This is a genomic window from Paenibacillus yonginensis (assembly GCF_001685395.1).
In the GTDB taxonomy this organism is placed as follows: domain Bacteria; phylum Bacillota; class Bacilli; order Paenibacillales; family Paenibacillaceae; genus Fontibacillus; species Fontibacillus yonginensis.
Window position 1 is genome coordinate 3,672,501 of sequence record NZ_CP014167.1, and the last position, 23,725, is coordinate 3,696,225.

20 protein-coding genes and 2 pseudogenes (1 of these 22 running past the window's edge) are annotated in these 23,725 nt (G+C 49.0%); 4 read left to right on the forward strand and 18 right to left on the reverse strand.

Features of this window, described 5'->3' with window-relative positions:
- On the forward strand, window positions 1-29 hold the 3' portion of the coding sequence (locus AWM70_RS16775) for a molybdopterin-dependent oxidoreductase (protein WP_068698298.1). Its footprint begins 1,225 nt before the window's first position; only the last 29 of its 1,254 coding nucleotides appear in the window; its start codon lies beyond the left edge, outside the window; its stop codon occupies window positions 27-29.
- A 128-nt stretch (window positions 30-157) separates the two neighbouring features.
- Window positions 158-625, forward strand: coding sequence for a GNAT family N-acetyltransferase (locus AWM70_RS16780; protein WP_068698300.1), 468 nt, complete (start codon window positions 158-160; stop codon window positions 623-625).
- 74 nt (window positions 626-699) lie between these two features.
- Here the strand turns inward: AWM70_RS16780 and AWM70_RS16785 are convergent, their stop codons facing one another.
- The 16 genes and pseudogenes from AWM70_RS16785 to AWM70_RS16860 form a co-directional block, all read right to left on the reverse strand.
- On the reverse strand, window positions 700-879 hold the full coding sequence (locus tag AWM70_RS16785; RefSeq protein ID WP_068698302.1) for a hypothetical protein: 180 nt from the start codon (window positions 877-879) through the stop codon (window positions 700-702).
- A gap of 174 nt (window positions 880-1,053) precedes the next feature.
- Window positions 1,054-3,066 carry an NAD-dependent DNA ligase LigA gene (gene ligA / locus AWM70_RS16790; protein WP_068698304.1) on the reverse strand — a complete coding sequence of 671 codons (2,013 nt, stop codon included), beginning with the start codon at window positions 3,064-3,066 and terminating at the stop codon, window positions 1,054-1,056.
- 267 nt (window positions 3,067-3,333) lie between these two features.
- On the reverse strand, window positions 3,334-5,727 hold the full coding sequence (gene pcrA, locus AWM70_RS16795; RefSeq protein WP_068698306.1) for a DNA helicase PcrA: 2,394 nt from the start codon (window positions 5,725-5,727) through the stop codon (window positions 3,334-3,336).
- Between the two features lie 57 nt (window positions 5,728-5,784).
- Window positions 5,785-6,492 (reverse strand): heptaprenylglyceryl phosphate synthase, encoded by a 708-nt coding sequence (gene pcrB, locus AWM70_RS16800; protein ID WP_068698308.1) that lies wholly within the window; start codon window positions 6,490-6,492, stop codon window positions 5,785-5,787.
- A gap of 213 nt (window positions 6,493-6,705) precedes the next feature.
- Entirely contained in the window at window positions 6,706-7,584 is an 879-nt protein-coding gene (gene galU / locus AWM70_RS16805; RefSeq protein ID WP_068698310.1) for a UTP--glucose-1-phosphate uridylyltransferase GalU, read from the reverse strand.
- A gap of 132 nt (window positions 7,585-7,716) precedes the next feature.
- A complete protein-coding gene (locus AWM70_RS16810; RefSeq protein ID WP_083180378.1) occupies window positions 7,717-8,472 on the reverse strand; it encodes a hypothetical protein in 756 nt (251 codons plus the stop codon).
- 242 nt (window positions 8,473-8,714) lie between these two features.
- Window positions 8,715-8,900 carry a hypothetical protein gene (locus tag AWM70_RS16815; RefSeq protein ID WP_068698312.1) on the reverse strand — a complete coding sequence of 62 codons (186 nt, stop codon included), beginning with the start codon at window positions 8,898-8,900 and terminating at the stop codon, window positions 8,715-8,717.
- A gap of 319 nt (window positions 8,901-9,219) precedes the next feature.
- Window positions 9,220-10,622 (reverse strand): annotated as a pseudogene (locus AWM70_RS16820) (undecaprenyl-phosphate glucose phosphotransferase).
- A complete protein-coding gene (locus AWM70_RS16825) occupies window positions 10,619-11,578 on the reverse strand; it encodes a glycosyltransferase family 2 protein (protein WP_068698314.1) in 960 nt (319 codons plus the stop codon). Before AWM70_RS16825 ends, AWM70_RS16820 begins: the two are co-directional and overlap by 4 nt.
- A 112-nt stretch (window positions 11,579-11,690) precedes the next feature.
- Window positions 11,691-12,668 carry a glycosyltransferase family 2 protein gene (locus tag AWM70_RS16830; protein ID WP_068698316.1) on the reverse strand — a complete coding sequence of 326 codons (978 nt, stop codon included), beginning with the start codon at window positions 12,666-12,668 and terminating at the stop codon, window positions 11,691-11,693.
- A gap of 167 nt (window positions 12,669-12,835) precedes the next feature.
- Entirely contained in the window at window positions 12,836-13,711 is an 876-nt protein-coding gene (rfbD, locus tag AWM70_RS16835; RefSeq protein ID WP_068698317.1) for a dTDP-4-dehydrorhamnose reductase, read from the reverse strand.
- Window positions 13,708-14,730 carry a dTDP-glucose 4,6-dehydratase gene (rfbB, locus tag AWM70_RS16840; protein ID WP_068698320.1) on the reverse strand — a complete coding sequence of 341 codons (1,023 nt, stop codon included), beginning with the start codon at window positions 14,728-14,730 and terminating at the stop codon, window positions 13,708-13,710. The genes rfbD and rfbB overlap by 4 nt, the downstream gene beginning before the upstream one ends.
- Before the next feature lie 30 nt (window positions 14,731-14,760).
- Window positions 14,761-15,309 carry a dTDP-4-dehydrorhamnose 3,5-epimerase gene (rfbC, locus tag AWM70_RS16845; protein WP_068698322.1) on the reverse strand — a complete coding sequence of 183 codons (549 nt, stop codon included), beginning with the start codon at window positions 15,307-15,309 and terminating at the stop codon, window positions 14,761-14,763.
- 19 nt (window positions 15,310-15,328) lie between these two features.
- Entirely contained in the window at window positions 15,329-16,072 is a 744-nt protein-coding gene (locus AWM70_RS16850) for a sugar phosphate nucleotidyltransferase (RefSeq protein ID WP_068698324.1), read from the reverse strand.
- Between the two features lie 20 nt (window positions 16,073-16,092).
- The gene (locus AWM70_RS16855; RefSeq protein ID WP_237167739.1) at window positions 16,093-17,034 is read right to left on the reverse strand and encodes a glycosyltransferase family 2 protein; all 942 of its coding nucleotides are present in this window, start codon (window positions 17,032-17,034) and stop codon (window positions 16,093-16,095) included.
- Window positions 17,031-17,975 (reverse strand): glycosyltransferase, encoded by a 945-nt coding sequence (locus AWM70_RS16860; protein WP_068698326.1) that lies wholly within the window; start codon window positions 17,973-17,975, stop codon window positions 17,031-17,033. Before AWM70_RS16860 ends, AWM70_RS16855 begins: the two co-directional genes overlap by 4 nt.
- Between AWM70_RS16860 and AWM70_RS24350 the strand changes: the two are divergent.
- Window positions 17,859-18,113, forward strand: a pseudogene (locus tag AWM70_RS24350) (polymerase); the annotation flags it as partial. The gene AWM70_RS16860 and the pseudogene AWM70_RS24350 overlap by 117 nt on opposite strands.
- Before the next feature lie 12 nt (window positions 18,114-18,125).
- On the forward strand, window positions 18,126-19,253 hold the full coding sequence (locus tag AWM70_RS16865; protein ID WP_169823463.1) for a tetratricopeptide repeat protein: 1,128 nt from the start codon (window positions 18,126-18,128) through the stop codon (window positions 19,251-19,253).
- 257 nt (window positions 19,254-19,510) lie between these two features.
- Here AWM70_RS16865 and AWM70_RS16870 read toward each other — a convergent pair whose 3' ends face one another.
- Window positions 19,511-20,902, reverse strand: a complete 1,392-nt coding sequence (locus AWM70_RS16870) for a helix-turn-helix domain-containing protein (RefSeq protein ID WP_083180381.1) — start codon at window positions 20,900-20,902, stop codon at window positions 19,511-19,513.
- 263 nt (window positions 20,903-21,165) lie between these two features.
- On the reverse strand, window positions 21,166-23,673 hold the full coding sequence (locus AWM70_RS16875) for a U32 family peptidase (protein WP_418303175.1): 2,508 nt from the start codon (window positions 23,671-23,673) through the stop codon (window positions 21,166-21,168).
- Window positions 23,674-23,725: the final 52 nt, after the last annotated feature.

Here is a 23,725-nt window from a genome sequence, read left to right on the forward strand (position 1 = left end):
TTTCCAAAAAAGGGGCGACGGAGACCTGAGGTGCCGACACTCTCCATATCTATCGCAGCATGGGCAATGGATGCCTCGGATCGGTTCGGTTCGCACACATCTTCGGTACTGGTCTATAACAAAGCAGGCTCAAGCTCAAGAAAGGAGGATTTCGTAAATGCCGATAGCGTATTCGGTAACCCAGGCGACCATTCATGATTTGGATGATCTGGCGCCGTTGTTTGACCTCTATCGGGTGTTTTACCAGCAGGCTTCAAATCTGGAAGGAGCCAAAGAATTTTTATTCAATCGGTTTGATCATTCGGAATCGGTTATTTTTATTGCACGGGCTGCTTCGGATGGACAGGCGGTGGGATTTGCCCAGCTCTATCCGACCTTTTCTTCGATCTCTATGAAACGGTCATGGGTACTTAACGACCTGTATGTACGGGAAGAATTCCGCAGGGAAGGCATAGCAGAGCTTTTGCTGTTACAGGTCAAAGAATTTGCGGCACAGACAAAAGCCAAAGGAGTAGCGTTATCGACAGCTCCGGATAATGTTAAAGCCCAGTCTCTCTATGAGAAACATGGTTTTGTCAAAGACGACGAATTTTATCCATATTTCTTAACGCTGCCCCAGACATAATAAGGGTTATGGGGGCGGGCAACAGAAGCGCCTGGCGGATAACCGTCAGGCGTCAGCTTAAAGAATCATGATTTCTATTTCTGTATCCATTTGAGCAAAAAATCCACAACCAATAGTCCAAGCAAACTCGAGCCGAACCACAAAGAAAGGTTGGCCGGTACAACCAGCAGCACAAACACCAACATAAGCAATATATACGGCCCCGCCTCGTCCAGAACGCCTCCAAACGTCCGAATCCATTTGTTATTCAGCATTTGTTGATAACCTCTTTATTGTTATTGCTGCAACTAATTTTGAAATCACCTTTCTTATAAAAGAATATCCTCCCTATACTATCCAATATTCCCCTGATAAAAAAAGAAACGCCGGTGAAAAATCTTCACCAAACGTTCCCTTTTACAGAACCCTTGTAGGGTCCATATGTTAAATCAATCTCCCAGCAGCCGGATAAATTCATCTTCATCCTCAATCACCTCAACGCCCAAGTCTTTGGCTTTGGTCAGCTTGCTGCCGGCTTTCTCGCCGGCGATGACGAGGTCCGTCTTCTTGGAGACGCTGCCGGTCACTTTCGCGCCGAGGGCCTCCAGACGTTCGGCGGCTTCGTCGCGCGTCAATTGATGAAGCGTACCGGTCAGGACAACGGTTTTGCCGCTGAAATAAGAATCGGTGCGGACAGGCTCGGCTTGCTCAGGCGCTTTGGCTTGAACGCCGCGCTCCAGCATTTTATGAATGGAAGCCTGATTAAACGGATCAGCGAAAAAGCTCACAATCGACTCCGCCACAATGCCGCCGATATCCGGCAGCGCTGTTAATTCCTCCACGCTTGCTGCCATCACCGCCTCAAGAGAGCCGAAATGATCGGCGAGCAGCTTGGTCGTCGACTTGCCTGTATTCGGAATGCCAAGCGCGAACAGGAACGACGCCAGGTCACGGCTTTTACTCGCTTCGATGGCGTCCAGCAGGTTGCGGGCTTTCTTCTCGCCAAAACGCTCCAGCTTCAGCAGGCTGTCGAACTCCAGCGAATACAGGTCGGCGGGTTCACGGAGCGTCAGCTCGTCATACAGCTGCCCGGCGGTTTTGTCGCTGAACGTCTCAATATCCATAGCATCACGGGAAGCAAAATGGGTAATGCGCCCCACAATCTGCGGACGGCAGCCAAACCGATTGTCGCAGAACAAATGCGCGCCGCGCTGCTGCAGCGGGAACCCGCAGGCTGGACAGTTCTCCGGATAAACGATCTCTTCCCCCTCTTCCTCGTCAGGCACTTTACCGAGAATTTCAGGGATCACATCATTCGAGCGGCGGATGAAGACGCGTGTGCCGAGCGCAAATTTGAGATTCTTGCGTTCAATGTCCCCGACGTTGTTCAGGGTACAGTTTTGCACGGTTACCCCCGCCAGTTCCACGGGTTCTACGCGGGCGAGGGGCGTGATTTTTCCGGTGCGTCCTACGTTCCAGGATACGGATTCCAGCACGGTTGTCGTTTCTTCCGCCTCAAACTTGTAAGCCACAGCCCAGCGCGGGAATTTATCCGTGTAGCCCAGCACCTCGCGGGTCCGCATATCGGTGATCTTCACAACTGCTCCGTCGATCAGGTAATCCAGCGAGCTGCGCTGCTCCTGAATTTGCTGAAGCTGAGCGGCCACTTCGCTGAAGTCATCGAAATAAGAGATAAACGGATTCACTTTGAACTTATTGGTACGCAGGAAATTCATCATTTCGCGGTGATCGCGGAAGGTGATGTTCTCGGCATATCCCACATTGTAAAAATAAGCACTCAGCTTCCGCTTGGCAGTCGTCTTCGGGTCGAGATTCCGAAGGGCGCCTGCGGCGGCGTTGCGGGCATTTTTCAGCGGCTCTGCTGCCTGCTTGTTGTACGCCTCCAACACGGACAAGTTCATGATACCTTCGCCCTGAACTTCAATCGTTCCGTCACGGAACGGAATGGTCAGCGGCACGGATTTGATCGTCTTCACCTGGGCCAGAATACCTTCGCCTACAACCCCGTTGCCGCGCGTAGATGCCTGCACCAGCTTGCCGTCCGTATAGGTCAAATTCAGGGTAAGGCCGTCGAACTTGAGCTCAACCGCATAAGAAAGCGGCGGAAGAGGGTTATCGGGGTTCTTGGCATTGTAATCGCTCGTCAGCTTGACGACACGGTTGTTCCAGTTCAGCAGCTGTTCTTCGTTCTGGGCTTTATCCAGGCTCCACAGCGGGACAAGATGCCGGTGCGGTGTAAATCCGCTGAGCAGCTCTCCCCCCACCCGCTGCGTAGGCGAATCCGGCAGCACCATGCCGGTCTCCGTCTCCAGCCGAACCAGCTCATCGTACAGCGCATCATATTCCTTATCGCTGACCAGCGGCTCATCAAGCGTATAGTAATGATAATTGTATTTGCCAAGCTCCTCTACGAGCTCTTCCATCCTCTGCATTGGATCCATGCGGGGACAACCCTCCATTTATGTAGTCATGATCTTATTATAAAAAAATATTAGATAAGGAGACAGCTGAAACAGCCTATCTCCTTATCGTTTCTATCCATATGGAAAAAGCGCGGCTCTGCCGTTCGCACAGCCGGAGCTTTTATTAGAAATAGTTTCGCCATTGCTGCGGATTCTAATCCGGAGAACCAATAAGTCCGAAACAGAATCTGAACCTGAAAAAGGCTTAAGTACAGCTGGTTCAGCTGGCTCAGCTCAGGCTTCCGATCAGCCCTCGACTTTGGTGATCGGGGCGAACCCGGCGAGCAGGCGTTTCACGCCGACCGGAGCCGGGAAAGCGATCTGCAGCTCCATGTCGTTGCCGGAGCCTTTGACGGCGACGATCGTGCCGGTGCCCCATTTGCCGTGCGATACTTTATCGCCGGCTTTGAATTCGCCCGGGGCACCTGCTGCGCGTGCGGCCGGCGCGGCTGAGGCGCCGGTCGTCACGGTTACGCTTGGCCGGCCAGGCGCCGAAGCCGCCGAGCCGCCGCCAAGCGGGCGCGCGGTGGCGCCTGTGCCGGGCGCCGCGCCATAGCCGCGGGCAGCGCCTGGGGCGCCCGCGCCGTTTCTGGCGGCACCGAAGTTGCTGCCGCCGGCCGAGGCGCCGAAGCCGCGTCCACCGTAGGCGCCGCCGTTATGCGCCCCGCGCCGGTAGCGGTCGCGGGCGATGTCGGTGTCTTCCTTCAGTTCCTCCGGAATCTCCTCCAGGAACCGGGAAGGCGGGTTGGCCGTCGTGCGGCCAAACAAGGTGCGCATCTGCGCACAGGTCAGGAAGAGCTGCTCCTCCGCCCGCGTAATGCCTACATAAGCGAGGCGGCGCTCCTCTTCCAGCTCCTCATTATCCAGAAAGGCGCGGCTGTGCGGGAACACGCCTTCCTCCATGCCAATGATGAAGACAACCGGGAATTCCAGGCCTTTGGCGCTGTGCATCGTCATCAAGACCACCGCATCGGAGGAATCGGCCTCCTGCTCGTCATCGTTCATGCTGTCGATGTCAGCAATAAGAGCCAGATCGGTCAGGAAGGCGACCAGCGATTTGTCTTCGTTGTTTTTCTCGAATTCCTGGGTTACGGACAGGAACTCGTCTATATTTTCCAGACGGGATTTGGATTCGAGCGTGTTCTCACGCTGCAGCTCCATGCGGTACTCCGTCAGCTCCAGCATTTTCTCGGTCAGCTCGGTGACGGACAGGAACTCGATCATCCGGCAGAGCGACACGATCATATCATAGAACTCGACGAGCATGTTGCGGGTCCGGCCGGCAAAACCAAGATCGTCCACAAATTCGAGCACCTTGAAGATAGACGTGTTCCGCTCGGCCGCAGCTGCTGCAAGCTTCGCTACGGTCGTATCGCCAATGCCCCGCTTGGGCACATTGATGATCCGCGTCAAACTGATATCGTCGTCCGGGTTGGACAGCAGGCGAAGATACGCCAGAATATCCTTGATCTCTTTACGATCATAGAACTTGATGCCGCCGACGATCTGATACGGAATATCGGATTTGATCAAAATTTCCTCGATTACCCGGGACTGTGCATTTGTCCGGTACAGAATCGCGTGGTCGCGGTAGGATTTGGCGTTTTTGATGTTCTTATGGATCTCTGAGGTGATGAAGTACCCTTCATCATGCTCCGAATCGCCGCGGTATACTTTGATCTTCGCACCTTCGCCCTTGTCCGTCCACAGCTTCTTCGGTCTGCGCCCGCTGTTCTGGCTGATAACCTCGTTGGCTGCATTCAGAATGTTGGAAGTAGAGCGGTAGTTCTGCTCCAGCATAATCGTTGTCGCTTCCGGATAATCCTCTTCAAAATTCAGGATGTTGGAAATATCCGCGCCGCGCCAGCGGTAGATGGACTGGTCGCTGTCGCCGACCACGCAGATGCGGTGATGGCTGTCGGCCAGCATTTTACAAAGCATGTATTGGGCCCGGTTCGTATCCTGATATTCATCGACATGGATGTACTTAAATTTCTTCTGATAGAAATCGAGCACTTCCGGCACTTCCTTGAACAGTTCGATCGTCTTCATGATCAGGTCGTCGAAATCAAGCGAGTTATTGGATCTGAGCCGTCTTTGATACATTTTATAAACCTTGGCCGCAATATCCTGCAGATAATCGCCGATCTTCTGCTCGTATTGTTCAGGGGTGACCAGTTCATTTTTGGCTGCGCTGATCATGGCCTGGATGGCCTTCGGCTCAAACTTTTTGGTATCGAGGTTCAACTCCTTCATGCAGTTGCGGATAACGGATAATTGGTCCGTCGAATCCAGGATCGAGAAGTTCGACGTGAAGCCGATCCGGTCGATATCCTTGCGCAGGATGCGTACGCACATGGAGTGAAAGGTGGATACCCAGATGTCGCGCCCTTCAGGACCGACCAGGCTGGACACCCGCTCCTGCATCTCCCGGGCGGCTTTATTGGTAAATGTAATCGCCAGGATCGCCCAAGGCGGCGCTTTGCGGGTTCCGATCAAATAGGCGATGCGGTGCGTCAGCACACGCGTCTTGCCGCTGCCCGCGCCGGCCATAATCAGCAGCGGCCCTTCGGTCGCAATGACCGCTTTCTTTTGCTCCGGATTCAGTTTCTGTATCGCTTGTTCTATATCAACAGACATTAAGTCATGTCTCCTTTCCTTGTTAGCAAAATCCCTTGTCCTCCCGGCGTTATCCAACTATCCCTGCTGAACCGGGTTGCCTTTGACGGCCTGCACCGTGCTCAGCGCTTGATCCAAATCGCTGTATATCAGGTTGCCGACAATCACCGTGTCGCTGACCGCGGCCGCCTGAGCCGCCGTAGCTGCATCCGCAATCCCGCCCCCATAAAATAACCGGGACTGGTCCAAAGAGCGCTTAACCTCGGCCACCAGCTCCATATCTCCGAACTTGCCGCTGTATTCGACATAAATAACCGGCAGCGACATCAGCCGTTCCCCGGCTTGTCCATAAGCGGCAGCACGCGAGGCCGACAGTCCGGCATCCGCCCGGGTCACCCGCCCCGCTGTCGATTCAGGATTTAAAATGATATATCCCTCTGGCACAACCATCTCCCAGGGGATCAAATAACCGTAACGTTCCACCGCTTCGCTGTGCCGGCCGATCAGCCAGGTTGGGTCCGCAGCATTCAGCACCATCGGAATCAGGTACAAATCAAAGCCGGGCACCACAGCCTCCAGATCGGAAACCTCGAGCACGCAAGGAAGCTCATATTGTCTGACCCGTGACATCAGATCCACGGTATTGTCGTAGGTGACGCCGCTGGAGCCGCCAATCATAATCGCATCCGTGCCGGACAGGCATACGGCCTCCAATTGATCATCGGCAATCATGCGGTCGGGGTCCAGCTTAAACACATGCCGCCATGTGTTAATCATAGATTTCAACGCCCTATTCCTCCAGCTCAAAATGACCTAAAATTCGTCCAAATAAGACACTACTTCCTAGTCTATGCTACCCACCGGAGAGTGTCAACGTTCGTATTTTGGATGAAAAAGGGGAACAAAAACGCCCTGCCGTCCCAGGCTTCCCCGGAGATGCGGCAGAGCGCTTGTTCACCAAAATTCAGAGCCGTTGAATGGCGTCTTCCATTTCATTCCTTAAACATACGTCTTGTTCAAAAGATCCTGCATATACGCGAGCAGCTGCTCCCGCATATCTTCCTGCTTGAGCGCATAATGAATTGTGGTTTCGATGAAACCAAGCTTCTCGCCCACGTCATGCCGCTCCCCGTCGAAGTGATAGGCCATGATGCTTTCTTTCCCGCCGAGACGGCCGATAGCGTCTGTCAGCTGAATCTCTCCGCCGACGCCCTCCTGCTGGGCCTCAAGCTCCTCAAAAATCCCCGGCGTCAAAATATACCGCCCCATGATCGCCAGATCCGAAGGCGCCTGCTCGGGCGCCGGCTTCTCCACCAGGCGTTTCGCACGGTAAACGCGGTCCTCCAGCAGATCGGCATCCACGATGCCATAGCGGGAGACCTGCTCATGCGGCACCGGCTTGACGCCGACAACCGAACGGCCGTAACGTTCGAACACGTTCATCATTTGCTTCAGGCACGGCGTTCCTTCCGTTTCGACGATGTCATCGCCCAGCAGAACGGCGAACGGCTCGTCCCCAATAAATTTGCGCGCGCACCAGACGGCATGTCCAAGGCCGCGCGGCTCTTTTTGCCGGATGTAATGAATGTCGGCCATGTTGGATGGCTTGCGGACTTCCTGCAGCAGGTCCCATTTTCTTTTCTCCGATAGATGATGCTCCAACTCAAACGAATTGTCGAAATGGTCCTCGATGGAGCGTTTGCCTTTTCCCGTTACTATAATGATATCTTCGATGCCCGAGGCCACCGCTTCTTCAATGATGTACTGGATGGTCGGCTTGTCGACGATCGGCAGCATTTCCTTCGGCATCGCCTTGGTAGCCGGCAGAAAGCGGGTTCCGAGGCCCGCGGCCGGAATGATAGCTTTTCTTATTTTCATAGAATAGATTTCTCCCTTTTCCGATGGTGAGTCCTAAAGATTAATGGGCTGGAAAATATGTCATTAATTAATTATATCATAGCATCTAGCAGGTGCCGAGTTGATAGAAAAGGGAGACTCAGGAAACTCCGCTTACATGCCGTTTATCGCAAACCACTGGTCCTGCATCGCCCAGCCGCTGCCATTCCAGGTCCAGATGCTGACCATATAGCCGTAACGGTCGGCATGATAAAGGCCGCTTACCCCCTGAAAAGCCATTAACGAATATTGGCCATCCCCATCCGGATCCACCGGGTACAGTCCACTGATCGGGTCAACGAAACCTTGCACCGGTTTGATCAAGCTGCCGTCCGGTTTATAAATTTGATCCAAATATTCCTTGCCGCGGCCGCTGATATCGATGGTGTAGGTCTGTCGAGTGTTCAGTGCGGTTACGCGGAGCTTGTAGCCCGGCAGGAAATCAACGTTATACTTGAGACGTTCGCTTAATTGTTCGGAATTAAACAGATGACGGAACTTCCCGTTCTGATAATGGTACACATCATCATACGTAATGGCGCCCGATCCACCCGAATCGATTTGCACCAAAATATCCTTATACCCGGAGCCGGTGAAATCAGCCAGCAGCACCCGCGGGTTATACCCGGACGGTTCCGGCAGCTGGATCACCTGCTCACGTCCACTGCCGCCATCTCGAATGGTCAGTGTTATATTTTGCACAAAGGGGCTATTCTCTGTCCGCGTCCCGGTCAGCAGAATTTTATCCGGAATTCCGTCCCCCGTCACATCACCGCTTGCCTGATCAAGCACTTTTCCTACGGCTGCAGCCGAGCGGAAGTTGCCAAACGTATTCGCATAGGGATGGAGATCACCCGCTTTAAAACCCATTTCGAGCACCTTCTCTTTCTTGGAGTAAGAAATCTATTGTTCACAAAATGGACTTTCCACTTCGTGTGAATTTCCTTTCTCCCCCAGCATATGAGAAATAAGCCCGGACGGTTCCCAGCTGCTTCCTCCTCAAAAAAATAATAAAAGACCGCTCCGATGCGAAACCTGCGTTCCGAACCTGGCGGTCTGTACATGCTAATTTATTCGTTCCCTGGATTAGGGGATTATGTGTGGACAACCTCTTAGTGGTAAATAACCTGTTTGATGCGCGATTCTTCCATAGGAGTCAGGCTGTTCGGCGACTGCGGTGTATGCAAAAGGCGTTCTGTGCCGAACTCAATTCTCCGGTACTCTTCATCCCCTGCGACTTTCATTTCTCCGCGTACTCCGGTAACAAAATTTTTGATTTCTTTAATGGCTGCCAACATGGCTTTTCATCCTCCTTGGATGACGATCAATGAATTTTGCAACCTTCATTGGTTACGCTTACATTATAGCACTTTCAGTCTCGATTTGGAAGAGGTGTCCACGTCAAATGAACATTAAATTTTTGTGAAAATCCCGTTAAATCAACAATAAAAGTTGACATCGGTGAAGTTCAGTGCGTCTATAGAAGAATGATGTCTCCTGTAGGAGGACGGTTGAATTCATACACATTGAAGACTAATTTCAGTAGGCTCTACGGGTCACGGTCTATATAAAAAAACCGGAATGCATGAATTTCGATTCATACATTCCGGGGTTGGATTAGTAGGCATTTTTGAATCCGTTGCGGATCGTCCGAAAAATAATACGAATATCAAATAATAAAGACCAATTCTCAATATAAAAGATGTCATGTTTGATACGATCCTCAATCGACGTGTCGCCACGAAGTCCATTGCTTTGGGCCCAACCGGTGATACCCGGGCGGACATGGTGTTTGACCATGTATTTGGGCACTTCCTCCCGAAATTGCTCTACGAAATAAGGTCGTTCGGGCCTCGGACCCACCACACTCATATGTCCGAGCAGCACGTTAAAAAACTGCGGCAATTCATCCAGACTTGTGCGGCGAATGAATGAGCCAAACTTCGTCCGGCGCGGATCGTTCTGCGTGGTCCAGCCGGTATCAAGAGCCCCTTCCGGCAGCGCCCGCATGGAGCGAAATTTGTACATGTTAAATCTACGGCGGTTTAAACCCACACGCTCCTGCTTAAATATGACCGGCCCTGGGGAAGTCAGCTTTACACCAATCGCGACGGCAATCATAATCGGTGACGTGAGAAGAATAGCGAACAAAGAGAACACCATATCAAACACCCGCTTAAACAAGCGGTTGCTCATCAGGTCGAGCGGAATCTCTCGAACGTTAATCGTCGGCATGCCGGCAAAGTTATCGAAATAAGGCCGAGCGGGCAAATAATCAAAAAAGTCCGGAATAATGAGCGTGCGCACTCCCGCTTTCTCACAAGCCGAAATGATAGCCGGATATTTAGGGTGGGCATCCAGAGGCAAGGCCAGGATAACTTCGTCGATCAGCTTCTTCTTAAGAATCGGTTCAAGATCACTTATCGTGCCTAATATCGGCTTATACTTTTGGGTTTCATGTTCATCCCACTGCTGATAGTCATCCAAGAACCCTATAACTTCATACCCCAGCTCCGGATATTGCCTCAAGTTATCCGCGAGAATCGCTTGCCCAGTGTACCCGCGCCTACAATCAGCACAAACTGGCGGTTGTAACCACTTTTCCGGAGTTGTCGGAGCGAATATTTCACCATATACCGATAGAACAAGATCAGGAACAGGTTCAGCGTCATATAAATGGCGAGATAAGAACGAGATATGTTAACCTCTTTGACAAAAAACAATAAACTTAACAGGGCGAACAAACTGACCACATGAACCTGAATAATCTTCAGCATTTCGTCAGCGAAACGTTTTTTACGTTTGGGCGAATACAGGGCTATAATCAAGCCGGCCACGAGCGAAACCGCCCCGTAAATCAGGCTCCAGAAGGCATAATTTTCAATTGGAAGAGGCTGTTCATGCGAAATCCATCCGCTTTCGAATTTCAGCCACCAGGACATCAAAAAGGAAATCTGAATAATCAGCAAATCGGTTAATGCATACATCTGCGTCAAGAAACGCTGATTGCTGCGGATCATAGATGAACACCCGCCTTTGAATCATTGTCCACGGCTGTTCCCCGGCCCCCTGCGCCAGCTGCTGCCGTACTCCCGCTAACCGAAACCGCCGGTCTTGTAGGTTTGATCCAGTTGACCGCTAGCGATAATCCCAGCTTTACGCCGATCCCTGTGTATACCGCTCCATTGACCAGGAAGTTATACCGTTTTTGAAAATGTTTCCGATGAAACAACAGCATGGCGCGATGGAATTCGTAAACAATTTTTAACGGTCTCCGTCTTGCGCTCCCGCCCTTAAAATGAACGATACTTGTATCGGAATTATAATAAATCTTCCATCCAGCCTGCTTAATGCGGTAACACCAGTCGATATCTTCCCCGTACATAAAAAAGTCCTCATCCAGCCCCCCAACTTGCGCGATGACTTCCTGTCGAACCATCATAAACGCGCCTACCAGGCAATCGATCGGATAAGACTCGTCAGGATTCAAATAACCAAGCTGATACTGGTTAAACCGCGGAAGGGAAGGAAACAGCTTTGAGAACCCAAACGCATAATAGAAGGAGGCCGAAGGCGTAGGAAATCCTCTCTTGCAGGCTTTATCCAGCGAGCCGTCCGGCAAAACGATTTTACAACCCGAAGCTCCGACCTCCGGATTCCCATCCATAAAAGAGACCATAGTTTCGAGCGTATGCGGCAGCACCACCGTATCAGAATTCAGCAGCAGGACATAACGTCCCTTCGCGATAGCCATCCCCTGGTTGTTTGCTTTAGCGAAACCGGCGTTAGTGTCATTGGCGATTAAAGTAACCTCTGGATAAGCTTCCGAGATCGTCTGCACCGAGTCATCCGCTGAGTGATTGTCCACCAGGATGATTTCATAGCTATGCTGCGTCTTGGATGCATAAACCGACTGGATGCAGTCTAACGTCAAAGCGCAGGTATTGTAGTTTACGATAATGATGCTTAAATCCATTGTACTTAAGCTCCTGACAAAATTAGTAATCTATAAACATTATACCAGCTTTACTTAAGGGGGACCTTAAATTAAGGAAATTATCTGGTAGAACATAATTCCGATTGAAGAACTACACTTGTCCCAATGTATATATTATTTTTAAAACTAGGTTATCTAAAGTCGAGTGCCTATAGAAAGGAGTCCGAACCGCATAAAAAAAGCGAAGCCATACATTCTTCGAAAGAGTGTCCAGAAAAACCTGAATGGCTTGTTTGTGTTCGTTGAAAAGGAGTTCCCCGTAGCAATCGAGGAATTCTTCGGCTTGTTTGCTAAATTTATTGCCTAGTTGACCCTTTTTAAAGCTATTATATCGACTCTTCCATTTCATAAGCCATCCCTCAGTTTGACCGCCTTGTACATTGGACTCATGCTGTCTATATAAAATAGACGACATCTTATCAAAAACAACTTCTCCAAATGTTGAAATGACCAGATAAACCCACCAATCATGCATAATAACACGCTCAGGATGTTGGGGGAGATGCTCCTTAATGAGCTCCATAGCGGCCCGATTCATAACCATAGTACAGCCGACAGCTATGTTCTCAACAAGCGAATTATAAACTGTAGGTGTTTTTTGCGGCTCCCCCGGCCAGATGCCTATCGGGTTTAATTCTGGGTCTACCATCTGCGTCGACGAGCAATAAACCAACGGAATTGGAAGTGCCCCCCTATTAGTGGCGATGGCTTCCTCCTGATTCTGATAAGCCTGCTTCAGCAGAGCAACTGCTCTTTGCAGCTTGTCTTCCATCCAGACATCATCCTGGTCGCAAAACGCATAATAATCCATTCCCGGAGAAGACTCAGCTATTAGTTCAAAAAAGCTGCCCTTGGCCCCTTTATTCTCGCCAGCTATGTAATGAACCGCTTCCGGAGAGGCAACCGTAAACTCCTTTAGAATCCTGACCGTCCCATCTTTCGAACCATCATCCCTGATCAAAAGATGCAGTTCAGCCCCTTGTTGAGAGAGGACACTTTCCAACTGCTCGCGCAGATATTTTTCACCGTTATAGGTTGATAATAAAACCTGAATTCGTGGCAGGGTCATTAAGGACATCCTTTATTTTAAAAATAGTATTGTAACGAATTTGATATTTACTCTTCTTCATTATATACGAAAAACACCCCAACCGAGTGACCTGGCCCCTTATCGTTATATTCAGGGGCAAAATCACCGGAGAGGTGTTACCTTCATTAGAATCTTCCATTCCATTTTCAAGCATTAGACTCAGCCTTCATAAGCCGCAAAAAGTCCTTCAAACCTTCCCGCCAATGGCGAAGATCCTGAAACCCGTTTGTACGAATCGAAAGATGCTCCAGCACCGAATTACTTGGGCGCGGAGCGGGACGAGGAAACTGCTCGGTAGTGCAAGGCTCAAGTCTAGCTGTAAAAGTTAATCCCGCCAGCTCCGCCCCGTCCTCTAGAATGGCTTTCGTAAACTCATACCAAGTGCAGGAACCGCTGTTTGACGCATGATAGATGCCATATTTCTCCGTGTGTGAAAGTTCAAGCAGGAAGTTTGCGAGATCAACTGTATAGGTCGGCGAACCTTTCTGGTCATTGACGACCTGAAGGAGCTGTTTTTCCTGAGCCAGACGAAGCATCGTTTTGACGAAATTATGGCCGTACAAGCCATAAACCCAGGAGGTACGCACGATAAAATACCGGGAAGATAAGCTTTGTACCATCATTTCCCCGGCCCGTTTGGATTTGCCGTAAACCGACTGAGGATCCGTATTATCATACTCTTGATAAGGCTGCTTGGCATGACCATCAAAAACATAGTCCGTGCTAATGTAAATCAATTTGGCCCCGATTTTCTCAGCCGCAACCGTTACATTTCGCGTCCCTACCGCATTTACCAGATAAGCCGTATCTATATCACTTTCGGCTGCATCCACCGCCGTATAAGCTGCACAGTGAATAACGGCGTCCGGCTTAAACCGGCCGATCACTTCTTCACATTGCTCCTGGCTGGTGATGTCCAACTCCGCACGATCGCATCCAAGAACGGAGTGGCCGGCAGCCGAAAAGGTTAAAACGACATCCCTGCCGAGTTGTCCGCCAGCACCCGTTACCAGTATCCTCATGGCTGATCACCGAGACGGGTGCCATATTGTTTTTCATAATATGTTTGATAAGCACCCGATTGGATTCGGGTCCACCATTCCTGATTGTCCAAATACCATCGAATCGTCTCTTTAATCCCGCTCTCAAAATTATGTTTGGGTGACCAGCTGAGCTCGTTCGTAAGCTTGGTAGCGTCAATGCCGTACCTGCGGTCGTGACCGGGACGGTCCTTAACAAAAGTTATCAACGACTCCGGTTTGCCGAGCTCTGCCAGGATCGTTTTTACAATTTGAATATTCGTCCGTTCGTTATTGCCGCCAACATTGTAGATCTCGCCGTTTACACCTTCATGGATGACCAAGTCAATCGCGCTGCAGTGATCCTCCACATAGAGCCAATCACGAATATGAAGACCATCCCCATAGACCGGAAGCTGTTGATCATTCAGCGCCTGGGTAATCATTAACGGGATTAACTTCTCAGGAAATTGATACGGACCATAGTTATTGGAGCAGCGGGTGATATTCACCGGAAGGCCAAATGTTTCATGATAAGCCCGCACCAGCAAATCCCCACCAGCTTTGGAAGCCGAATAAGGACTATTTGGAGCTAGGGGTGTTTCCTCAGTAAAAAGGCCGGTTGCTCCTAGAGTACCATATACTTCGTCCGTCGATACTTGCACGAACTTTGTAATCCCGTACTTTTTCGCTGCATCAAGCAGCACTTGAGTCCCCATAACATTGGTTGTCACAAATATCCCGGGATCCAAAATACTCCGATCCACATGCGATTCAGCTGCAAAGTTAACCACTATATCGATTCCCTGCTGGAAGAGTGCATCCATCGCCGCTGCATCCTGAATGTCCGCCTTAACGAAGGTATAGTTCGGGTGGCTTTCAATGGATTTTAAATTCTCCAAATTGCCCGCATAAGTTAAAGCATCCACATTTATGATTTCATAGGTTGGATGCTCCTTCAACATATAAAGCACAAAATTGCTGCCTATAAATCCGGCGCCGCCGGTGACAAGCAGTTTCATGAATAGGTCCCCCTCATTCACATTCATCGATTAGTCAAAATTCAGTTCCGCGTCCTGCAGCAGCGGATGCCGCTGGTCCTTCTCCGACAAAACCGGATTGGAGGTTGGCCAATCAATGCCAAGCGCAGGGTCATTCCATAATATGCCACGATCATTTTCGGGGGAATAATATTCGTCCACTTTATACATGACTTGGGTATTGGGAACAAGCGTGCAGAAGCCGTGCGCAAAACCCTTCGGCACCAGCAGCTGACGCTGATTAAATTCACTTAAGATAAACCCCTGCCACTGTCCGAATGTCGGTGAACTGCGGCGTACATCCACAATAACATCATAGATAGCACCGGACAGGACCCGTACCAGTTTAGTCTGCGCCTTAGGATTCAACTGATAGTGCAGGCCTCTCAGCACACCCGGCTGAGCCGATAAGGACTGATTATCCTGTACAAACTGAAAGTTAAGACCGTTATTTTGCAATACCTGTTCGTTGTAACTTTCCATAAAAAAACCTCGGGTGTCCCCATGGACCACCGGCTCCAGCAGACTGGCTCCTTCCAGCTTCAAAGGAGTTACTTTCATCGTTGGACTCCCCCTTCACTTAAAGTTTCAATTTGCCGAATTCTTCGCCAAAAACAATATCCTGCGCCAATTCGTTAGCTCTAGCCCACGAAGCATGCGTCCCGGCATCCGTCCACCAGCCCTGAAGCACATCATAAGTAAGCTGGCCGCGTTCGATATAGGCGTTATTCACATCCGTAATCTCCAGTTCCCCACGCGCAGACGGTTTCAAGGTTTTAATAATATCAAAAACCGTGCTATCAAACATATATATGCCAGTTACGGCGTAATTGCTTTTGGGGGATTGCGGCTTTTCTTCGATAGAGATGATTTGATCTCCCTTGATTTCGGGAACACCAAAACGGTTTGGATCAGGAACCTGCTGGATCAAAATCTTGGCTCCAGTTTGTTGTTGCTCAAAATTTCGGACATAAGGCGTAATATCGTCTACAAAGACATTATCGCCAAGAATGACAACCATTTGCTCGTCGCCCACAAAATGTTCAGCAAGGCTCAAAGCTTGAGCAATTCCACCAGCTTCGTCTTGAACCTTGTAAGTGAAAGTCACGCCTAATTCACTGCCGCTACCGAGCAGGTTGACCACATCTCCCATGTGCTCCTTGCCGGTAACGACCAGTATGTCGTTTAGGTCAGCTTGTTTAAGTTTATGTACGGCGTGAAAGATCATTGGATATTTGCCTACGGGCAGTAGATGTTTGTTGGTTACCTTGGTTAAAGGAAAAAGGCGGGAACCGGTCCCGCCTGCAAGGATGATGGCTTTCATTTATCCGACCTCCCGTAACTCTACTTTATGGTATTAAAGTATCTATACAATCTTTTATAAGTACGGTGTCCCAAAAAACTACAAAGGAGGGAAATCAGAGATTTCATTGAGAACCTATGGAGCAAAGAGAGAAATAACAGCTTCCTGCCTTTCTTATAACCGCCAACTAATAATAGATTGTGACCGTAGGAAAACAAAAGGTTTGCCAAATAATAAGAGCCAGCAATTTCAAACATATCCCGATGTTTTTGAAAAATAATTTCATAAGCTTGCAGCAACTTATTATTATCCGCGGATATGCTTTCATTAGAATAAAAGACATGAACTAACGGTTCATCTAACCAAAGAAACTCATATTGCCTGGATAAACGAAGCGCTATTTCCCAGTCTTGGAATCTTGGCATTGTTTCATCGAAATATCCAACAGCCTCTAATTGTTCTTTTTTTAACATTATAGTTTGCGTCGAGATGAAATTTCCAAGAAGCAGTTGATTATGAATATTCCCTTGCTTTTCCTGTCCCGTCTTGGCTGGAATATATTCCGTTTCCCCTGATTTAAACCGCAGGAAACTGGTATAAATAATAGACGCGGAGCCCGCTCTCTCTTGTATAGCCAGAGTTACCTGCTTTTCAAGCTTTTGTGGCATCCATACGTCATCACTATCGTGAAACGCAACCCACTCCGCTTTGGCTTCTTTAATCCCAACATTCCGTGCCGCATTGGCCCCAAGATTTTCAGCAAGTTTAATGAGTCGAATTCTGTCATCATCAAACCTCTTTATAACCTCTGAAGTGGCATCAGTTGAAGCATCGTCTACAACAATCAATTCAAAATGAGGAAACGTTTGATTCAATACGCTTTCAATAGCTCTCGTGATCGTTTCTTGCCGGTTGTATACCGGTAGAATAATACTGACAAACATAACCGACAAGTCTTCCACTGCTTTCACTTCCTTGATCATGTAGATTTTACGTTGTTCCAAATAAGCTCAAATTTCTGATTCCAATCAGCAGATCTGGCCAAACTTTTTCTTCTGTCAATAGAAACCCTTCTGTCCTCTACAGCTCGCTGACAAGCCTCAATAAAAAAATCTATGTTATTTTCTGAATATTCGTATATATGTTTTTCCACATAATGAATTGTCGACGGCAATCCACATCCTACAACAGGCAACCCCCCAGCTAAATACTCAAAAAATTTAAGCGGGAATACTCCTTGGTTATACTTATTATTCAAATATGGAAGCAGCCCAACATCGAACGACGCAATATATTCTGCTACTTTTTCGAGCGGAATTTCAGAAAGGATTTTAACGTTAGGTAGATTCAATAGATCTTGATAAACTATTGATATCTCTCCATACGACGGACCTATGAGCATGATATCCCATTCAGGCTTTCTTTTTGCGCACTCATGCAATAAATTAAAATCAATTTTCCATGGTTTCAAGCCACCGATAAAACCAAGTACAGGTCTTTCACTGGATTCTTCAGTGTCTTTCGCAATATTGCCAAAGAGAGAGAAATCTACTCCATTTTCAATAAGTTCGACTTTTTCTTTACCTAATTTTATTAGATTGCTTTTTAAATAAACCGAAGAGGCAAAACATTTATGAGCAGCTTTAATAATTTTTAGTTCAGTCTTATAAATCATTCGCTTCTTCAACTTATTTAGGACATAGTCACTACGCTGCTTATATGGCTGATCCAACGTTACGTTGCACCTAAGCTGGAAAATGGCCTGCAGGGTTGGGCCAAACGCAAACTGGCCAGCCTGTGGCTGCCGATCGTTTCCGTCGTAGGCGTCGCTGTCATTGCCGTAATCCTGATCGGAACCAGTGCACGCTACATTCTGCCGGGGAATATCGGGGAACGTCTGGAAACGATCAACCTGCAGCAGCACAGTGTGCTGGAACGTCTGACTTTTTACCGGGATGCGGTTAAAGTAGTCAAAGATTATCCGGTGATTGGAGCCGGGGGCGGAGCATGGGCTGCGCTTTATCAGGAATACCAGAACAACCCTTATACGAGCCGACAGGCGCACAGCTTTTTCATGCAGTATCTGGTTGAGGTCGGAATTTTGGGTTTTGTTGTTTTTATGGCTTTTATTCTATTTATCTTCTACAAATATATCCGCGGGTTTATCAACAGCAATGAGGAACAGCGGAATTCATATTTTGTCTATTTCATACTCGTGCTTTCGATCCTGCTGCACAGTGTTATGGACTTTAATCTTAGTTTTGTGTTTGTCGGTATGCTTGTTTTTATCGGACTTGGGGGCATGGCTGCAGCTATGCATAACAAACCGTTGCGGAAATTTAAAGTTAGCCCAGAAGCAGTTCGACCGATTTATTCAGTAGTATTGGGACTGGCCTCCATTGTGCTGATCTTTGTTACTATCCGTTATGTAGCTGCCAGCAATAATATTACGGAAGGCCAAAATCTACTTAAGACAAGCAAGAACTACCAGGAGATTAAAGCTCCTTTTGCCAAAGCTTTAGACCTCCGCGCTAATCAGCCGGATGCGGTGCTTTATACTGCTTCTCTGGATCAGTCGGTGTTTAAGCAAACTCAACAGCAGACCTATTATGATGAAGCCTATTCGCTGCTCATGAATGCTCTAAAGAAAGAACCTTATAATCAGGATCTACTCAACCAGTTGATGACGGGTTATACCCTGAATAATCAGGCCGACGAGGCCTACAAGGTGCTAGCGGACAATGCCTATAAATTTGCCTGGGACATTAATTGGTATGAAAAATTGATTTCGCAGTCCTTCGAGCTAGGCTATCAGGCATTAGGGCAAGGTGATACGGATAAAGAGAAATCGTATTTCCAAACCGGTATTGAAGCTTACCAGCATGTTGTAAAAGGGGTTGCCCATCTGGCCACCTTACCGCCTGGACAGCTTCAGGGACGCCCTTTCTCTATTACGCCTACTATTGCGCTTAATGCAGGTAAAATGCAGCTCTTGTCAGGTAAAGCCGCAGATGCTGCAGCTACTTTGAAAAAGAGTTTAACCAAAGATTACTCGGACGCAGCCAACAGAGAAACAGCAACCTGGTATCTTGCCGCATTGAAAAAGAGCGGAGGCAGCGACAAAGCCGTACAGGACAAGTTGTTTGCGGCTGACCCTTCTCAAGAGCAGCAAATTAATAATTTGGTTCAGATTCTAAAGTGATAATTATAAAACAAAGAAGCCGACTGTGAGGAGAGATCCCTAGTCGGCTTCTTTATCTTTATAGATGTACTTTTTTGTTGGAGATGAACTTCTTCATAGTAAGAAACCTAAAGGGGTTCTTATTCCAGAAAGAGTCTCCTGTTTACCAGCTTCCCCAGTTGCCGCCGTTTCCGTTATCTAAGGTGACAATTCCACCTTTTTCACCGGTTGTTGGAATAGAGTTAACAACAGGAGCAGAACCTAAATAGACAACTAAACTAATAACAAGGACCGGTAAGAGCCAAGTTTTTTTCATTTTGTTTTTGCACCTCTTTTATAATATTTTTATAGATTTGCTGTTCCTTTGGAGAAGCATGATGACGAAATCGCTCATACAAACACATAGACCTAATTACAGAATCGTTGTTATTGATCTTGATTGAATAGGTCAAGCTTTTGAATAACCAACTTAAACCTTTAGAATATCTTCTTTTGTTTAAATGATAGACGGAGATATTAGTAAGAAAGTAGGCAAATTCATTATCTAAAACTTGTTTATTGTAAGTAATAGGAGCCTTGTTTAGGAAATTCGTCTCGACCAAAGCGTTAAATCTTTCTAGTAAATAATCTACATTCCAATTATATTTATTGGCTGAGTCGATAACCCTAAACAACCCAGGAAGAATCTCTTCTTCTGCTTCCGCAATGTAATTTACAAAGATCGGGATGTATTTCTCATCTCCGCTCATCATTTTATATTGATACTTGTTTGCTGTAGCCCAGAAATGGAATTTTTGCATGGCATTTAATGAGGCTTCGTCTTTTTCCATAACCCATTTCGGATTATCATACTTCGTTGCATAATATTCCGCTTGTTTAAAATCCCCGTGATATTCACAGACCACTCCACGCATCAGATATGAGTACAAAATATAGCCAAACAACGCCATGGACGGCTCACGGTAAGATTCGTTTGAGTGGATTTTTTTATGTTTGATTTTATAGTAGAGTTCGGCCTTCATTTCCATTTCTACGGCCAGCTCTTCGACCTTATCATACCGGTGTAGCGAAGAGTAAGTATCAATTAGGATCTTTAACGCATCAAGTTGATCCGAAACTTCTAATCGCTCTAAATACGGTTCAAATTTACTGGCTGCTCGCAAATTAATCTCTTGATTATCACAGATGGACATCTGAAATTGCCTATAATGACACAGTGCTAGCCTTTCCGAATGCTGATACTTTTCACTGTCCGCTACGGTCTGATAGAGAATTGCGGCAGCTTGCCACTTTTCCTCCCGAAACAATTGCTCAGCCATTTCGAACAAGGGAACGGCATAAGACAGGTTGTCCATAATTCGACGTGCGGCCTGCTGCATAAAATCAAGTTTATTAAGTTGAGCACAGCGTTCTATAAATGGGCCAATGCGGCGCCAATCCAAACTGAATGCAGCTAAATAATCTTCCAAAAACAACTCGTAATAAGCCCCTTCAGGCAGTCCCATGGCTTTTGTAATTCTGTCCAGCTGTGCAATAGAAATTGTGCGGTGTCTGTGCAAAATGTTGCTGATTGTTCCAGCATTGATGCCGACCTTATCAGCCAAGCGACTTACTGTTAAGCCTTCCCGTTTCATATAAAGCTCCAACTCAGCTTGAATTGTAGCTACCACCTAATTAACCACCTCCCTCATATAACAAATAATTACATTTGCATACACCTATATTATTCCAATATATTACAATCGTCAATCCATATTTTGGCGTAATTAAGTAGTATTTTTAAAATTTTGGCGAATTAGCGCACTTGAAAAAGTAACCCTACCATTTTACAGACAAAAAGAGTCTTCCACTCCTAAAAAGGAACAGAAGACTCTACTTTTTGCTCATATTTTCGTTCAATCCGTCAAGACTTGCCGAATTTCCCCGGAAATAATTATTTCACCAGCTGGCCACGGGTTACGCCGAGCTGATTAGTGGCTTTGAGCGTTTTCCATACTTGTGTGCCGCTGATTTCGCCGCGTAAAGCGCGGTTGTACAGGTCGATAACCTCTTGCACCTGCTCCGGCGTTTCTTCCAGGAATTCTACCCGGAAGCTGGAGACGCCAAGCTGCAAGAAGTTCATCAGGTATTCCGCGCCGGACTGCTCAATGGCGTTGTAAACCGTATTGCGGCAGCCTTCGTCTACGCGGACCGGATGGCTCATGCCGATGCGGTCCTGCAGGGACGCGCGATGTTCTTCACACGGACGGCCGCAGTTGGTGTAGTCCGTGCCTTCGCTGAGGAAGGTACAGTACACACAGTGTTCGGTATGGAACATCGGCAGATGCTGGTGGATGACCACTTCCATCTGCTCCGTACGGCTCTTGCCCAGCAGATCGACCATCTGCTGGATGTTCAGGTCGTACGACGGAGTCACGACGTCGCAGCCCGCTTCCAGGAACAGCTCCACGGCTTTGTGATTGGCGATGTTCAAGGAGAAGTCGCCAATCAGCTTCGGCTGGTGCGCGAGCGGATTCTCCAGCCGGTGGCGGAGATAGAAGTAAAGCGCGCCGGTGTTGCGCACCAGAACGGCGTCGGGCTTGAGACGCAGGATGTTGTTGTGGTAGCCGTTCTCGCCCGGCATATGGATGCGCGGCGTAGCGAGCGCAATTTGCTTGCCCGCGGCATGAACGGCTTCCACCGCAGCCGGGAACTGCTTGATGAACTCGAAGTCCGCGTAGATAAAATCTACGCTGGTCTGCACGGCAGCAAGCACCTGGTCCAGGCTGCGGCAGAGGGCGGTAAGCTTCGCGCCGCCCAGCGGTACCGGCGCAGCGGACGGAGCCGCGTCGCCGAAGATCTCGATCTCCCGTTTCGTGTAAACGGGAGGTTTCGGGCGTTCGCCCGCAAGCTGCTCTACAGCGCGGCGGCGGATGCTGTTGAGCTCACGCATCGGCACGATCACGTCGCCGTGCAGATCCACTTCCAGCTTCTCCAGCTGGAAGATGGTGCCGCCCAGGCGGCCGAACTGCTCCTCGAGCAGTTCGTAGTCCATGGGCCGCTTCTTCGCGATGTCCAGCTCCAGCTCCGAATCGACCCGCACCGTGGTGCCCTTCTGGACATCCGTCCAGAAGGTGATCAGCGGCTGCCCTGGATTACCGACCGCGCGCACATGTACCGGGAATACCCGGTACGGCTTCTCGGTCTCGAAGGTTTGGCGCAGCCGCTTGTCCAGCGCCGGATCACTGGTCTTCCAGATCCGGTCGCCCACGTGCACACGGCGAAGATCCACGTCATTCCTGCCGGCCACAATGTCGACAAACCAGCCTTCGCCGGCTTCGCCTTCGATCTTCACGCCTTTGCGGCGAAGATCGTACACGCGGCCGCCCTCCTCTTTCTTCGTCGGATCGCCAGCGTCAAAAACAATCCCGTCGCCGCGTTTCAGCGGCGCCTCGATTTTACAAACAACGCCGTCTCGCAGCACCTGCTCGACACGTCCCAGATAAACGCCGCGGCTCTTAGGGAACGTCCCCTCAACAAGCTTCTTGTTATTGGTCCCTTCCAGGAAGCCGTGCGTGAACCCGCGCGAGAAGCTCTGCTGCAGCTCGCGGATTTCCTCTTTCGACGGCCGTTCGCCCTTGCCTTCAAAATACTGGTCAATCGCTTTGCTGTATTTGCTGACCACGTTGGCTACATATTCGGGGCTTTTCAGACGGCCTTCGATTTTAAAAGACGTAACGCCCGCTTCAATCAGCTCCGGCATAATATCGATTGCCGCCAAATCCTTTGGCGACAGCAGGTAGGCGACATCGCCCATCGGCTTCTGCTCGCCGTCGACCATCAGGTCATACGGCAGACGGCATGCCTGCGCGCATTCGCCGCGGTTGGCGGAGCGTCCGCCCCACATTTCCGAGGTCAGGCATTGACCGGAATAAGACACACACAAGGCGCCGTGTACAAACACTTCCATCGGAAGTTTGGCCTGGTCGCCGATTTGTTTGATTTGCTTCAAGTTGTTTTCCCGCCCGAGCACGACACGTTCCATGCCCCAAGGTTTGGTGAATTCCACCGCTTCTGGCGAAGTGATCGTCATTTGTGTGGAACCGTGGATCGGGAAATCCGGGGAGATTTCGCGAATCATTTTTACAAGACCAAGGTCCTGCACGATCACCGCATCCACACCTGCATCAATACAAGCGTCGATCAGCTCTTTGGCATCCGCAAGCTCGTCTTCGAACACCAGAATATTAAACGTCAAAAATCCCTTAACCCCATAGCTGTGCAAAAACGCCATAATCTCCGGCAGCTCTTCCATCCGGAAATTGTTCGCGCGGGCCCGGGCGTTAAACTTCTCGACGCCAAAAAAGATCGCGTCCGCCCCGTTCGCCACCGCCGCACGCATGCAGTCCCAATCGCCTGCCGGCGCCAGCAGCTCCACGTCTTGCCTTGTAATCTTGCTCATCAAATGAATATCCTCCCAAAACCGGCATCGCCGGTAAAATCTTTATTTAGGT